This window comes from Massilia sp. LXY-5 (genome assembly GCF_059801075.1).
This window is the reverse complement of sequence record NZ_JBNNEH010000001.1, coordinates 457,647-472,304: the sequence shown is the minus strand read 5'-3', so window position 1 is coordinate 472,304 and position 14,658 is coordinate 457,647. Positions and strand designations below refer to the sequence as shown.

Annotated in this window: 13 protein-coding genes; 4 read left to right on the top strand and 9 right to left on the bottom strand. The window is 66.9% G+C overall.

Annotation, left to right across the window (positions count from 1 at the left end; translation table 11 throughout):
- Nucleotides 1-36: 36 nt before the first annotated feature.
- The 5 genes from ACI48I_RS02135 to ybiB all read right to left on the bottom strand — a co-directional run bounded on the left by ACI48I_RS02135 (nucleotide 37) and on the right by ybiB (nucleotide 5,941).
- The gene (locus tag ACI48I_RS02135) at nucleotides 37-1,836 is read right to left on the bottom strand and encodes an MSCRAMM family protein (RefSeq protein ID WP_498573194.1); all 1,800 of its coding nucleotides are present in this window, start codon (nucleotides 1,834-1,836) and stop codon (nucleotides 37-39) included.
- A 908-nt stretch (nucleotides 1,837-2,744) separates the two neighbouring features.
- Entirely contained in the window at nucleotides 2,745-3,593 is an 849-nt protein-coding gene (locus ACI48I_RS02130) for a fimbrial biogenesis chaperone (RefSeq protein WP_498573193.1), read from the bottom strand.
- A gap of 38 nt (nucleotides 3,594-3,631) precedes the next feature.
- Complete coding sequence (locus ACI48I_RS02125; RefSeq protein ID WP_498573192.1) at nucleotides 3,632-4,168, bottom strand: DUF4402 domain-containing protein; 537 nt, start codon at nucleotides 4,166-4,168, stop codon at nucleotides 3,632-3,634.
- 33 nt (nucleotides 4,169-4,201) lie between these two features.
- Complete coding sequence (locus ACI48I_RS02120; protein WP_498573191.1) at nucleotides 4,202-4,720, bottom strand: DUF4402 domain-containing protein; 519 nt, start codon at nucleotides 4,718-4,720, stop codon at nucleotides 4,202-4,204.
- A gap of 249 nt (nucleotides 4,721-4,969) precedes the next feature.
- Nucleotides 4,970-5,941 carry a DNA-binding protein YbiB gene (ybiB, locus tag ACI48I_RS02115; RefSeq protein ID WP_498573190.1) on the bottom strand — a complete coding sequence of 324 codons (972 nt, stop codon included), beginning with the start codon at nucleotides 5,939-5,941 and terminating at the stop codon, nucleotides 4,970-4,972.
- A 111-nt stretch (nucleotides 5,942-6,052) separates the two neighbouring features.
- Between ybiB and ACI48I_RS02110 the strand changes: the two genes are divergently transcribed.
- From ACI48I_RS02110 to ACI48I_RS02100, 3 genes are all read left to right on the top strand, one after another.
- Nucleotides 6,053-7,111, top strand: a complete 1,059-nt coding sequence (locus ACI48I_RS02110; RefSeq protein ID WP_330635414.1) for a 3-deoxy-7-phosphoheptulonate synthase — start codon at nucleotides 6,053-6,055, stop codon at nucleotides 7,109-7,111.
- A gap of 86 nt (nucleotides 7,112-7,197) precedes the next feature.
- Nucleotides 7,198-8,238 carry a tRNA (adenosine(37)-N6)-threonylcarbamoyltransferase complex transferase subunit TsaD gene (gene tsaD, locus ACI48I_RS02105; protein WP_498573189.1) on the top strand — a complete coding sequence of 347 codons (1,041 nt, stop codon included), beginning with the start codon at nucleotides 7,198-7,200 and terminating at the stop codon, nucleotides 8,236-8,238.
- Nucleotides 8,239-8,336: 98 nt separating this feature from the next.
- Nucleotides 8,337-9,191: an endonuclease/exonuclease/phosphatase family protein gene (locus ACI48I_RS02100; RefSeq protein WP_498573188.1), complete on the top strand. Its 855-nt coding sequence runs from the start codon at nucleotides 8,337-8,339 to the stop codon at nucleotides 9,189-9,191.
- Nucleotides 9,192-9,311: 120 nt separating this feature from the next.
- On the opposite strand, the gene ACI48I_RS02095 is transcribed toward ACI48I_RS02100, so the two are convergent.
- From ACI48I_RS02095 to ybaK, 3 genes are all read right to left on the bottom strand, one after another.
- The gene (locus tag ACI48I_RS02095; protein ID WP_498573187.1) at nucleotides 9,312-9,974 is read right to left on the bottom strand and encodes a DsbA family oxidoreductase; all 663 of its coding nucleotides are present in this window, start codon (nucleotides 9,972-9,974) and stop codon (nucleotides 9,312-9,314) included.
- A gap of 104 nt (nucleotides 9,975-10,078) precedes the next feature.
- Nucleotides 10,079-10,699, bottom strand: a complete 621-nt coding sequence (gene plsY / locus ACI48I_RS02090; protein ID WP_498573186.1) for a glycerol-3-phosphate 1-O-acyltransferase PlsY — start codon at nucleotides 10,697-10,699, stop codon at nucleotides 10,079-10,081.
- Between the two features lie 66 nt (nucleotides 10,700-10,765).
- Entirely contained in the window at nucleotides 10,766-11,257 is a 492-nt protein-coding gene (ybaK, locus tag ACI48I_RS02085; protein WP_498573185.1) for a Cys-tRNA(Pro) deacylase, read from the bottom strand.
- 38 nt (nucleotides 11,258-11,295) lie between these two features.
- Between ybaK and ACI48I_RS02080 the strand changes: the two genes are divergently transcribed.
- Nucleotides 11,296-12,270 (top strand): endonuclease/exonuclease/phosphatase family protein, encoded by a 975-nt coding sequence (locus tag ACI48I_RS02080; protein ID WP_498573184.1) that lies wholly within the window; start codon nucleotides 11,296-11,298, stop codon nucleotides 12,268-12,270.
- Here ACI48I_RS02080 and ACI48I_RS02075 read toward each other — a convergent pair.
- Entirely contained in the window at nucleotides 12,251-14,353 is a 2,103-nt protein-coding gene (locus tag ACI48I_RS02075) for a putative bifunctional diguanylate cyclase/phosphodiesterase (protein ID WP_498573183.1), read from the bottom strand. The two genes, ACI48I_RS02080 and ACI48I_RS02075, sit on opposite strands and share 20 nt — an antisense overlap.
- Nucleotides 14,354-14,658: the final 305 nt, after the last annotated feature.

The following is a 14,658-nucleotide window of genomic DNA, read 5'->3' as shown; positions in this document are numbered from 1 at the left end:
CCCGCAGCCAAATCGGCCGCGGGCACGCCACAGGCTTCAGGCACCACCGAGCGGGCGCACATCAAGGTCGCGCCCGTTGAGCACGCTACCCTCGGGCCCGATCGTGATGGTGTGTGTGCCGGCCTGCTGCAAGCCGAGGCGTTCGAGCTGCTCCGGTGCGACGCGCAGCACATATTCTCCAGGGAAGATGCCGGTCATGACGTAATAGCCGTCGGCGGCGCTGTTGATGGTGGCGGCCACCTTGCCCGACGCATCGACCAGTTCGAGCCGCAAGTCGCCGACCGGACGGCGGCCGCCCTGCCCGAGCAGCCAGGTCGTACCGTCCACCTCGCCGGTCATGCTGACCGCAAAGTCCACCCGGCTGACCTTGCCCGGACGTGGCACGATGCGCACGCCCTTTATTTGCGGCTGCCACTGCGGGTCCTCCAGGGTGTCCGGGTCGAGCCCGATGTCCGCATGCCGGCTGGCCGGCAGGCGCGGCAGCCAGGCGACGCCGCCGGCATCCGTGCGCACCGCGACATTGGCGCCGTTGATGGTGAAGCCGGCACCGGCAATGCCCTCCTCGCCTTCGTCTTTCGTGCCGTTCAGGTTCTTGTCGAGGAACACGCGGACCGATCCCGCGCCCATGTTCGCCATCGGCTGCGCCTCCAGCAACACGCGCCCCCTGCGCGGCTCCAGGCCCATGGCCATGAACAGGCGCACCCCGATGCCGAGCTCGCGGCGGCTCGAGTAAAAGCCGCTCAGGCCAAGGCCGAAACTGCCCAGGCTCTTGTTGAGCGAGCCGGCCGCGCGCAGCTCGCGCTGCTGGAACAGGCGCGTCAGCCCCAGGTTCAGCATGTAGCCGTCACGCAGGACCCAATCGGCCGACACGGCCGCACTGTCCAGCCGGGCTGCGGGCGCCAGCGTGTATTGCAGCTGGCTTGTGATGCCGATGCCCGCCATCCTGCGGCTGACCTGCAGCGCACCATCGGCATGCCTGGCAGCGCCCAGCGACTGCCAGCGTAGCGCATTGCTGAGCGCGGTGCCATTGCGGTAGGCCGACAGGCGCCCCTGGATCTCGCGGCGCTCAAGGCTTGATGTGAGCAGGTCGCGCCTGAACTGCAGGGACAGCGGAAAGAAACTGGCGCTCCCCAGCGCCAGCACGCCTTCGGCGCGCAGCTCGTCGCGGGTGCGCACCGGGTCATTGGTAGAGGTAAAAAATTCGCTGGTGAACTTGTCGAGGCGGGCATGGCTGGCCGAGATTGCCACATTGCCGAGCCGCGTCTTCAGCCCCAGTTGGGCCAGCCTGCCGCGGTCGTCGGCCTGCACCGTATCGGCGGTCAGGATGACGCTGTTCCAGTAGCTGCGCAGGCCGAGGTTGGCATAGCTGCGGGTGGCACCGAACAGCGGCAGGCGCTGCCAGCCGGCGGTGGCGTTCAGGTGTTCGCCCACGCCCCATTCGAACTGCGCCAGGGCACGCTGGCGCCCTTCCCGGTCGCGGTGCGCGGCCAGGTCGTAGAACAGCGCGCCGCGCGGCAGCGCCGACTGCTCCAGCAGGAAGGACTGGCGCTCGATGCGCAGCTGCCCTAGCGGACCATGAAACACCAGGCGGAACTCGTTCGGGCCATAGGCCAGCGGCTGGTCATCGAAGCTGTATTTGCCGCCGGGTCCCGGCTGCTGGACGCCGACCAGCGCCTCGTTGTAGTACAGCTCGACATCCCATCCCGGCGGCAGGTCGCCCTGCAGTGTGTGGCGGTCGAAACTGGTCGGCTGGTCCAGCCGGCGGTTGCTGAGCGCGATCCCCGTCGCCGGTGGCGCTGCTGCCCGAGATGTTGGCCACGCCCGGCACCGGCACACTGCCGAACAGCACGCTGCGCGCTCCCAGCGGCCCGAGCAGGCCGCCGTCCGGGTCGTGGCGCCCGAGCGTCAGGCGCGGCGCGGACATGGGCGCATGCAGGTTGCGGCTGACATACAGGGCCGCTTCCATGCCCAGCAAATCGGTGGCGGCATAGGCGCTCCAGGATGCCGCCGTGCTGCGCGCCCCGCTGCGCTGGTCGAGCCCGAACCCCAGCGTCTGGTCGATGAAGGGGACGTCGGCCAGGCGATAGGGCGTGGCCAGGCGCGGATAGCCGGGATCGATGTAGCCGCCTGGCCTGCCCGGCAGCCGGCCGCGCTCGCGCCGCTGCAGGCGCGCCTGCAGCGGCAATTGCTCACGCGGGCGCACCTTCAGCGCCAGGCTCGGCATATCGAGGTCGAGGTCAACCGGCAGCCAGCGCGCCAGCAGGCGGCTGGCCACATAGATCTCATCCCCTTCCAGCTTGAGCTGCGCGGGATCGACCGCTTCGCGCTTGCCTGCGATGTCGACCGCCCGTCCTCCTGCGTCGAGGCTGAAATTGCGTTGCTCGGACAGGATGTAGCCGCTGGCGCGGCCTGCGCCGGGCATGACGCGGATGGCCAAGGTCAGCAGGCGTGCCATTTCGCCCAGCGGCAGGTAGACGTCGCGCCCGAGCTCGTAGGCCGTGACCGCGTCGGACAGCACCATGCTGCCGAGGCGCACCTCGAGCAGGACCTCGTTCGCCTCGCTCTCCTTCGCCTGCACGGGCACCGCTGCGGCGACCGGCTGGAATGCCGGCAGCGCGGTGGACACGGCCAGCGCCGCGAGCACCAGGCCCGCGCGCCGTGCGTGCCCACCTTGCCAATGCGCCGCGCCCACCGGATCGCTGCCTAGTAAACAGGCATGGCGCCGGACGCCCTGCCCCGCATGCTCATGGCAGGTTCAGGCTGGCCTGCGCCAGCAGCTTGCCTCCGGCTTCGGGCCGGTCGCGGTAGCTGACGTCGAGCGTGCCGCCGGCCAGCGCCACGCCGTCCGGCACCTGCAGCGGCAGCGTCGTCTTGCGGATGCGGTTCGGCGTGTAGACGGCAATGCCCTTGACCTGGGCCAGGCTCTGCGGCTTGCCGTTCTTTGGCGTGAAAGTAACGCTGACGTCGCCATACACCGAGCTGTTGCCCTCGCGTTCGAATTGCAGGGCGAGCTGCGCATGCCTGGCCTCGTCCTTGCCCAAGGTCAGCCCGGCCAGTTTGACGCTGGCGCTGGAGGCGCCGTGCCGCACGATGACCGGAACGGCAGCGCCGACCAGCGCGTTCAGCACCACGCCGATCTGGGTGCCGCTCGTGGCCTGGTTCTCGATGCTGGCGCTGCCCTCGGCCTCAGGCAGCTTGTCGAACTGCAGGTGCGAGCGGTATTCCCCCTCGGCCAGGTCCGCGGGCTTGCGCAGCATGACGCGTACGGTCTGGGCAGTGCCAGGCTGCAAGGTGACCTGGCGCGGCGAATAGCGCAGCATCGCATCGGCAAAGCGTTCGCCGTCCTGCTCGCTTTCGGCCGCCTCGAACTGGCCGGCCTCGGTCATCCGCCGGTTCACCAGCGAGATGCGATAGCTGGCCGGCTTGCTGCCGTTGTTGATCAGCTCGATCTGGGTGGCGCGCGTATTCTTGTCGAACACGATGCGGGTGGGGTGCAGCATCAGCTCGGCACGGGCGGGCAGGAAGGGCGCCAGCAGCAGGCAGGCGAGCACAAGGGGTGCGGCAGGGATGGTTGCAAACGCGGAGTAGAGCATGACGATGTTCTTTCACTGTGCGGCGCTGGCGCACAGGATTACTGGTGGTTGAGGATGACGGAAAAGGTTCCGGAGTAATTGCCGGGCGGCTGATCCGGCGCCACGACCAGCGTCGCGCCGACTGCGAGCGAGGCACCGCTGCTCCCGACCGCCAGCAGTGCGTCCGACGTGACGAAATCGCCGACCGCCATGCTGTTGGCACCGCTGGTGAGGTAAGTAGCGCCGTTGGCCGGCACCGAGACGATGACCGCCGTGGTGGCGGCGGTCGTGGCCGTTGCGCGCAGGCTGCCGCGGCCGGCGTCGAACGTGGTCTGGCTGGCGCTGAATGCGGCCTGGCTCGCGTTCGGCGAGTTGAGCAGGATCACGCCACCGGTACGCGAACGCAGGCCGGAGGGGCTCAGGGTGATCGTGCCGCCACTGCCGGCGACGAAACGTCCGAAGTCGAGGCCGCGGGTGTTGCTGAGTGCAACCTGCTGCGCGGACGCGGCGCACGGGGTGAGCACAAGCGCGAACGCGAGCAGCGCCTGGACGGCGGTGCTCGCGAGCAGGATGAAGCGCTTGCTGCGTACCGGCATGGTCAGGAGCGGGTGACCCCGCTACCCGCTCCCTTAGTTGTACGCGACCGTTGCTTTGACCGAACCCACGTAGTTGCCGGGCACCTGCCCGGCGCCAACGGTCAGCACGCCGCCAACGAAGAAGCTCTGGGCCCCGGCGCCACCGGTGCCGGACAGGGTGCCGCTGGCGATGTCGCTTTGTGCGGTGAAGGTCATTGTTTCCGTGCCGCCGCTCCTGGTCAGGGGAGTCGGCGCGAGGGCGATCGAATACGTCAGGCCGCCCTCGCCGGTCACGTTGAACTGCGCCGCACTACCCGCGGCACCGGCCAGGAACACGTCACCGCTCTGGCCACGCGCGCCGGCAGTGGAAATGGTGACCGTACCCCCCGCTGCGCCGGCAGCGAAACTGCCGAAGACCAGGTCGGCAACTTTGGTGATCTGGATCGGCGCGATGACGGTACCGGTTGCCACGGCAGTGTCCTCTGCCGCGATGGCGCTGCCGGCGCCGGCGATGGCCAGGGCCAGCACGGCGTAGCTGAAAACGTTCGAAGTAGAGCGGAAGGTCTTGTTCATTCTGGGCATCCTTCAAATTGGGAGGACCGGCCGGAGCCGGATCGATAACGAGACCGAACGCGTCATGTCGGTTGCAACTCAAATGAATTGCTTTGCGGTATCGTTTTTCCATAGTGAAAGAAAATCGCCCAGCCGTTTTTGCCCTAGATCATCTATCGATTAATTCCTGAAAGAAATAATTTGTTCGCGCGATCCACACGGCCGCCGGGCGCAGCCGTGTTTGCATCGGAACGAGGAAACGCTGCGGACTCAGGTGCGCAGTGCCCGCGCAGTCCGCGCGCAGGCGGCCACCTGTGCGCTGATCGAAGGCGGCACGGCGACTTCGCCGCGCAGCGCGCGCGCGATCCAGGCGGCGGTGGCGGCGGCATCGCGCGCCTCGGGCACCTCGGCGAGGGTGTCGGCAGGCATGTCGCGCTCGACCAGCAGCGTGCGTTGCCCGCCATGGAACCAGTCGATCTGCTGGGCGCGGTGCGGGTTCGCCACGGTTTCGCCCTCGGTGCCGCGCATCAGGAAGGCGTCGCCACGCGCGTGCGGTGCAGCACTCGTGAAGTACTCGCCCAGGGCCTGCAGATACTCCGGATGGGTGTACGACACCAGGCGCAGCGCGGCGCCCTCGAAAGGTTGCAGGATCTTGACGATCGTGTGGGTGGAGCTGCGCACACCGAGGATGCGGCGCAGCGAGAGCATGTGCGCAAGGCTGGGCGCCAGCGTTTCGATCGGCATGAAGGCCGGGCGGCGCGCGGCAAAGGCGTCGTGCACGGCGGCGCTGGTGGCCGCTTCGGCCAGCCCGAGTTCAGCCAGGATCTCGGCCGTCGTCACGCGGCCCGGATCGTTGCGCACCCCATGCACCAGCGTCGGCACGCCTTCGCGCGCGAGCAGCAGCGCCAGCAGCGGTGTCAGGTTGGCCAGCTTGCGCGCGCCGTTATAGCTCGGGATGAGCACCGGCGCGAACTCGCCGGGCGGGCTTGGTAACGGCGCGAACGCGGCTTCGGCGGCGTCCATGAAGCCGGCCAGTTCCTCGACCGACTCGCCCTTGATGCGCATCGCCATCAGGATCGCGCCGAGTTCGAGGTCGGAGACGCGGCCTTCGAGCATGGCGCCGTACAGGGCGGCGGCGTCTTCGCGCGTCATGCTGCGCGCGCCTTTCACGCCGCGGCCGATCTCCTTGATGAAGCGGGCGGCCGGAAAGGATTCGGTGGGGCGGGTAGTATTGTTGTCCATATCGTTAGCTTACACCCTCAGGCATTTGACCTGCTTTTGACCTGTCTGCTGCAAATAAGCATTTTTGGCGCTACACTCGTTGGTCCGACCCTGTCCACGGACTGCACCATGCTGATCACACCAGATATCGAAAATACCAACGTTACCTCGTTCGGGCGCATGCCGACCCCGGTCGAGCTGCACGCCAAGCTGCCCCTCTCGGAAAGCGCCTTCGCCACCGTCATGAACGGCCGCGCCGCGCTGCGCGACATCCTCGACCGCAAGGACGAGCGCCTGTTCGTCGTCGTCGGCCCCTGCTCGATCCACGATCCGGAAGCGGGCCTCGACTATGCGCGCCGCCTGAAAGCGCTGCAGGAAGAAGTCAAGGAGACGATGCTCTTGGTGATGCGCGTGTACTTCGAGAAGCCGCGTACCACCACCGGCTGGAAGGGCTATATCAACGATCCGTTCATGGACGACTCTTTCCAGGTCGACGTCGGCATGGAGCGCGCGCGGCAATTCCTGATCGACGTGTGCGAACTGGGCCTGCCCACCGCCACCGAAGCGCTCGATCCGATTTCGCCGCAATACCTGGGCGACCTGATCGCCTGGACCGCCATTGGCGCGCGCACCACCGAATCGCAGACCCACCGCGAGATGTCCTCGGGCCTGTCGACGCCGGTCGGCTTTAAAAACGGCACCGACGGCGATGTGAGCATCGCGATCAATGCGGTGCTGTCCTCGGCCAATCCGCACGCCTTCCTCGGTATCAACGACAAGGGCGCGGTCTCGATCGTGCGTACCCGCGGCAACGCCTACGGCCACGTCGTGCTGCGCGGCGGCGGCGACCGTCCGAACTATGATTCGGTCTCGGTCACGATCGCCGAACAGGCCCTGAAAAAAGCGGGCCTGCCGGCCAACCTGGTGGTCGACTGCTCGCACGCGAACAGTTATAAAAAGCCGGAGCTGCAGCCCTTGGTGATGTCGGACGTGATCCAGCAGATCAAGCACGGCAACCAGTCGCTGGTGGGCGTGATGATCGAATCGAATATCGTGGCCGGCAACCAGCCGATTCCTTCGGACCTGACCCAGCTGAAATATGGCTGCTCGGTGACCGACGGCTGCATCGGTTGGGACGATACGGTGACGATGCTGAAAAATGCACACAAGGAGCTGCTGGCGCGTCCTTGATGCGTGTGCTGTGATCCTGCGGCCGGGCACTGCCCGGCCGTCTGCTTTACAATGCCGTCTTCCGCTCTTCCCTTCCGGCTTTTCCCATGATTGTTCTCGGCGTCGAATCCTCCTGCGATGAAACCGGCCTGGCTCTGTACGATACCGAGCGCGGGCTGCTGTCCCATGCCCTGCATTCGCAGGTCGCCATGCACGAGGAGTACGGCGGCGTGGTGCCGGAACTGGCCTCGCGCGACCACATCCGGCGCGCCCTGCCCCTGCTCGAACAGACCTTGAAAGGCGCCGGCATCGCGAAAGGCGACATCGACGCCATCGCCTACACCCAGGGCCCCGGCCTGGCCGGCGCGCTGCTGGTGGGTTCCTCGGTCGCCTGCAGCCTGGCGCTGGCGCTGGACAAGCCGGTGCTCGGCGTGCACCACCTCGAGGGCCACCTGCTCTCGCCGCTGCTGGCCACCGAGCGCCCCGACTTCCCCTTCATCGCTTTGCTGGTCTCGGGCGGCCACACGCAGCTGATGCGGGTCGACGGCGTGGGCCGCTACACCCTGCTCGGCGAAACCCTGGACGACGCCGCCGGCGAAGCCTTCGACAAATCGGCCAAGCTGCTCGGCCTCGGCTATCCGGGCGGCCCCGCGATTTCGCGCCTGGCCGAATTCGGCGATCCGGCTGCCTACACGCTGCCGCGCCCGATGCTGCATTCGAAGGATTTCAATTTCAGCTTCTCGGGTCTCAAAACGGCCGTGCTGACCGTGGTGAAGAACCACGACGAGAAGGTGATCGCGAATATCTGCGAGCAGGACAAGGCGAACATCGCGCGCGGTTTTGTCGATGCGATCGTCGACGTGCTCACCGCAAAATGCGTGAACGCGCTGCGCCACACGGGTTTGAAGCGCCTCGTGATCGCCGGCGGCGTCGGCGCCAATGCCCAGCTGCGCGCTTCGCTCAATGCCGCGGCCGAGAAACGCAAGTTCCGCGTGTTCTATCCGGAGCTCGAGTTCTGCACCGATAACGGCGCGATGATCGCCTTTGCCGGGGCCCTGCGCCTGGAGAGAAATCCCGCGCTGGCGACCCGCGATTACGCCTTCAATGTGCGTCCGCGCTGGCCTTTGGACGAGCTGGAAGCCGCTTAGGATTTCGTGAACTTGCAACGCTGACAACGATCCTACCGTGTGACCGCCCTGCCCCGAACGATGGCAAACTCGGGCGGTCCAGTTTTGGGAGGTCCTACATGCGCGTTGTAAGTTGGAACATTCACTGGGGTTGTGGGAAAGACGGGCGCATCCGTATCCACGCGATCATCGATGTGCTGCGCAAGCTCAATCCGGACATCATCTGCCTCCAGGAAGTCGCCGCCAACCACCCTGAACTCGAGGGCAGCGCCACCGCCAACCAGTTCAAGCAGCTGGCGGGCGCCTTCGGTGGCTTCCACGCGATCGAGCACGCTCCCAGTGAAATCTACCGTAACAACGTCCCCCGCCTGTTCGGCAACCTGATCCTCTCGAAATACCGCATCACCCAGGCCCAGCGCCACATGCTGCCCTGGCCGGTCGACCCGGAAGGCGCACCCGGCATGCCGCGCGGCGCGATCGAGGTCGTGCTCGATACGCCCGGCGCCAGGCTGCGCCTGGTGACCACCCACCTCGAATACCATTCGCCGTTCCAAAGGATGGCGCAGATCCGGCGCCTGCGCGAACTGCATGCGGAAGCGAGCGCACGCGCCCGCATCTTCGCCGCGCATCCGGAGATGGACGCGCCTTACCAGCTGGGCGAGCGCCCGGCCTCGGCCATCTACTGCGGCGACTTCAACATGGCGCCGGGCGACGCCGCCTACCAGGCCCTGCTCGCGCCGCATGCGGAGGGCGCGCCGCTGCTGCTCGACGCCTGGGCCGCCCGCCATCCCGGCCATGCGCGCGCGCCGACCGCCGGGCTGCATGGTTATCCGTGGCCGGAGAAGCCGGATTGCTACGATTATTTTTTTGTCACCGAAGATCTCGCGCGGCGCGTGGCCAGCGTGGAGGTGCAGTCGGAGACGGCGGCGTCGGATCATCAGCCGGTGGTGCTGGAGCTGGTTCCGGGGGCCTGATTATCCGGCGACGTGCACCCACCGGGACGTAGGGTGGGCGCCCCGTGCCCACCGTAACATGAGCAAACGTGACGCATGCATTGGTGGGCCCGGGGCGCCCACCCTACGGGCATCACCCAATCAAATCAACGGCGCGTCCGCCTGCGCCGCGATTTCGCGCAGCGCGCGCTCGAACACTTCCGGCGGCTGGCCGCCCGAGATCAGGTGGCGCTGGTTGATGACGATCGCAGGTACCGAGCGGATGCCGGCGCGCTGGAAGAACAGTTCACTCTCGCGCACTTCGTCGGCATACTCGCCCGTTTCCAGGATGCGCTGCGCTTCGGTCGTGTCGAGACCGACCTGGCCGGCCACGCGCACCAGCAGTTCGCGCGAGCTCGGGTCTTCGCAATGGGTGAAATAGGCCTCGAACAGGGCAAGCTTGAGTGCGTGCTGGCGGCCCTGCGACTCGGCCCAGTGCAGCAGGCGGTGGGCGTCGAAGGTGTTGTAGATACGGCCGCGGCGCGCCATGTCGAAGGTAAAACCGACCGCTTCGCCGCGCTGGCGGATCTGTTCGCGCGACTGGATCTGCTGCTCGAGCGGGGCGCCGTATTTTTCGGTGATGTGTTCGACGATGTCCTGGCCTTCGGGACCCATGTCGGGATTGAGTTCGAAGGGCTGGAAATGCAGCTCGGCCGTGACCTCGGGCGCAACGCGCTCCAGGGCCTGTTCCAGGGACTTGAGGCCGATCGCGCACCAGGGGCACGACACGTCCGACACGAAATCAATCCTCAATTGCTTGCTCACGCTACACCGCCTTCCTGAATGGATGCCGGCGCACTGTGCGCCGGCTAAAAGCGGTATGTGGGGATGCTTGTGAGGGAATCAACAGGGCATTGTTCGCCCCGTGCTTACTTCTTTTTTGCGCCGACAGCCTTGCTGCCGATGCGCGATTCCTTGCCTGCGATGAGGTTGCCGATGTTGGTGCTGTGGCGCCAGAGCAGCAGCGCGCTCATGGCGATCACGGCAAACAGGATCTCGTTCACGCCGAACAGCAGGCCATAATAAAACGGCGCGAACACGGCGGCGATCAGGGCGGCCAGCGACGAGTAGCGGAAGGCGTAGGCCACGACCAGCCAGGTCACGAGGGTAGCCAGGCCGAGCCAGGGGTTCAGGCCGAGCAGCACGCCCAGCGCCGTGGCGACGCCCTTGCCGCCGACAAAACGGAAGAAGACCGGCCACAGGTGGCCCAGGAAGACGGCGATCGCCACCAGCGCGATGCCGGTATCGTCGATGCCGAATTGATCGCCAAAATGGACCGCCAGCCAGACGGCCAGCCAGCCTTTGGCGCCGTCGCCGACCAGGGTCGCGATCGCCGCTTTCTTGCTGCCGCTGCGCAGCACATTGGTCGCGCCCGGGTTCTTCGAGCCATAGGTGCGCGGGTCGGACAGGCCGAACACGCGGCTCATCACGACGGCAAAGGAAATCGAGCCGAGCAAGTAGGCGGCGATGGTGGCAATCAGGGTGTTCATGGTGTCTCTCTAGTCATTCCCTCTGGCGGGCTCGTGAATATACACCAGCGCCGAGCTGGACGGTAGTCAGTCGGCCAGCGCGCACTGCACCGGTTTGGCGCCCAGCACCTCGACCAGCACGCGCGGCGCGATGCCGACCAGGTAGCCGCGGCGGCCGCCGTTGATGTAGATCTTCTCCAGGGCGAGGATGCTTTCCTCGACATACACCGGCATCGCCTTGCGGATGCCGAAGGGAGAAGTGCCGCCGACCAGGTAGCCGGAGTGGCGCTGGGCCACCTCGGGCTTGCAGGGTTCGACCGACTTGCAGCCGATGGCACGCGCCAGGTTTTTGGTCGACACCTTGCAGTCGCCGTGCATCAGCACGATGAGCGGGCGGGCCGCCTCGTCCTGCATCACGAGGGTTTTCACCACGTCGTGCTCCGGTACGCCGAGCGCGCGCGCGGACACCGCAGTGCCGCCGTGTTCCTCATAGGCGTAGGGATGTTCGGAAAATTCGACCGCATGCTTGCGCAGGAAGCTTGTGGCGGGTGTCTCGGACACGTGCTCTTTCTTGGCCATGCGTGATACGCTAAACACTGGAATAAAGGGTTTCTATTATGCAGCAAGAAATACGCTTTGCCACCTTCAACGTATGCAACCTGGCGCCACCGGGCGTGAAGCTGTACGACAACTTGCTGCCGACCACGCTGGAGGAATACGAGGCCAAGCTGAACTGGACGGCGCACCAGCTCGACCTGCTGGACGCCGACGTGATCGGGTTCCAGGAAATCTTCTCGCAGGCAACGCTGAAGGAAGTGCTGGCGCGCACCACCCGTTACCGCGAAGCCTTCCACCTCGGTTTCGACCCGGACCCGGCGGCGATGCGCCTGACGCCGAGCGTGGCCCTGGTGTCGCGCCTGCCGCTGGCCGCGCCCGCCCGGCAAATGATTGAGTTTCCACGCGGCATAGAGCTGCCGGCAGGCAGCCGCGACGCCGCCCGCTTCACCCGCGCGCCGCTGCATGCGGTGATCACCGTCTCGCCCGACGTGCTGGTCGACGTGGTGGTCGTGCATCTGAAATCGCGCCGCCCCGACTACCGCACCGGCGACACAGGCGAAGACCCCGCCCTGTATGCGCTGGCCTGCCTGCGTTCGCTGATCCGGCGCGGCACCGAGGCGGCGGCCTTGCGCGTCCTGATGACGGAAATGGGCCGCGCCAACCGCCGTCCGCGCGTGCTGCTGGGCGACTTCAACGACGTCGCCGATTCCGTCACCACCAGCATCGTGCTCGGCGCCGGCACGCCGCTGGGCGACCGCCTGTACGACGCCAGCCAGGTGCAGCGCCGCGCCGACCATGCGCGCCACCTCGGCTTCTCGAGCGTGCACGAGGGCCATTACTCGACCATCGACCACATCCTGGTGTCGGAAGAGTTCAACGGCGCGCTGCCGAGCGCGGTCGGCGAAGTGGTCGACGTGATCTACCTGAATGACCACCTCGACCTCGCGCTGCCGGCGGCGTCCGACCACGGCCAGGTGCTGGCGCGCATCCGCCTCTACGACGAAGGCCACGGCCTCATGGAGGCGGGGGTGTAGGTACCGCCCCGCGCCCCGTCCCCGCATAAAACCCCTGGTATTCGTCGCAGCCATGCTGCCGCAGGTACTGCAGCTGCTCGGCCGTCTCCACCCCTTCGGCGATCACCTTCAATTTCAGGCTGCGCGCCAGCGCGATGATGGCCGGGATCATGGCCGCCCCGTCCGGCTCGCTGACGATGTCGTCGATGAAGCTGCGGTCGATCTTGAGTTTCGACAGCGGGAAGCGGCGCAGGCTCGACAGGCTGGAAAAGCCCGTGCCGAAGTTGTCGATGGTCAGCTGCACGCCGCGCGCGCGCAGGGTGCTGACGAGGGCAAGCGTCGCGGCGTCGCCGCCCATGATGGTTTTTTCGGTGATCTCCAGGTCGAGGAATTCGGGCGCCAGGCCGGACGCCGCCAATGCCTCGTCGACATCCCCGAGCAGGTCGTCGTGGATGAACTGGACATGCGACAGGTTGACCGCCACCGCCACCGTAAAGCCGGCGTCGCGCCAGCGGCGTGCCTGCTGGCAGGCCTCGAACAGCACCCACTTGCCGATCGGCACGATCAGTCCGGATTCTTCGGCGGCGCTGATGAAGGCGCTGGGCATCAGGAGGCCGCGTTCGGGGTCGCGCCAGCGGATCAGGGCTTCGAAGCCGACCGTGCGCCCGCTGCCGATGTCGATTTCGGGCTGGTATTCGAGCTCGAACTCGCCCTTGTCCAGCGCCCGGCGCAGCCGCTGCTCCACCTGCACGCGCTCGAGCACGCGCGAATTCATTTCCTGGCTGAAGAACTGGAAGGCGCTGCGCCCCGCTTCCTTGGCGTGGTACATGGCCACGTCGGCGTGGCGCAGCAGGGTTTTCGGGTCGTCGCCGTCGCTCGGGCAAATGGCGATGCCGATCGACACCGACAGGGTCAGTGAGCCGACCGTCGCCTGCACCGGACGCGCCACCGACTGCATGATGGTGTCCGCGACGTGGGCCGCCTGGTCGACGCCGCCGATGTCGGCCAGCAGCACGACGAATTCGTCGCCGCCGAGCCGGCTGACCGTGTCGACCCGGCGCACGCAGCGCCGCAGCCGGTGCGCCACTTCCAGCAGCACGGCGTCGCCGACCTCATGGCCATGGGTATCGTTGATCGCCTTGAAATGGTCGAGGTCGATGAACATCAGCGCGAACTGGCGCTGCTTGCGCGCCACCGTCGCCAGCGCCTGCTCGAGCCGGTCCATGAACAGGATGCGGTTCGGCAAGCCGGTCAGCGGGTCGTGCTCGGCCTGGTGGCGCGCCTGCTCGACCGCGCGCCGGCGCTCGCTGATGTCGGTCAGCATCACCATATAACTGGTGACGGCGCCGTTCTTGTCGGTGATCGGCGACAGGGCCGCGCGGATCGGGATCGTGGTGCCGTCGCGGCGCATGCCCCACAGTTCACCCTCCCAGTGCTGGTGGCCGTCGAGGTGGTCGCGCAGGCGGTCGTAGAAGGCGCGCTCCTGCACCCCCAGCCGCAGGCTCGGCAGTTCGACGCCGACGGCCTCGTCGGAGGTATAGCCGGTCAGCTCGGTATAGGCGCGGTTGGCGGCCAGCACCCGGTGCTCGCGGTCGACCACCAGGATGGCGTCGCGCGCGTGGTCGAACACCTGGCCGGCCTGGCGCAAGGATTCCTCGAGCTCCTTGCGCGCGGTGACGTCGACTTCCATGCAGAAGACCTGGCGCACCGCGTCCTCGCCCTTGCCATCGCCCGGCACCGGGAAATGGCTCGAGTGCAGCCACAGGCGGCGCCCGTCGCGCAGCTCGACATGCCACTCGCGCGACTTGACCGCCTCGCCGGTACGCCAGACCGCGGCGATGGTGTCGTCGAACTCCTCCTGCGTGCCCAGGTGCTTGACCAGCTTGACGAAGGGCTGGCCGAGCGCCTCGGCGGCCGGGATGCCGGTGAGCTCGGCGCAGGCGTGGTTCCAGAAGCGCACGACGCCCTTGCGGTCCTGGCTGTGCACCGCCACCGACGGGCTCAGTTCGATCGCCGCGACGAAACGGTACAGCCAGTCCAGCACTTCCCGCGCCGGCCCGCCGGGGAAGGCGGACAGGGGCGGCTCGGGCAAATCGCTGCTCACGGAAAATCCTTTTCTCGAATGAAATGAAGGCGATGCAGCGCCCTCAACCGACCCATTTTTGACCTCGCCGGCCCGGATTCGTTTGCGCACACACAAATAATCGCGCCTGCATGAAGCGCCGCAGGCGCGTCCGCGGCTTGCCACGCTTTGTCCTCCTTTTCTGCACTTCAGCGTCCAGAAACCGCTGCTTATCGCATTCCGATGGCGCAGCAACTTGTCAATTTCTATAGTCACCACCATGCGCACGGAGCTTCGCCTCGGACCAGGTGGAGCACGCGCGCTCCCTATTCGCTTCCCGTCTCTCC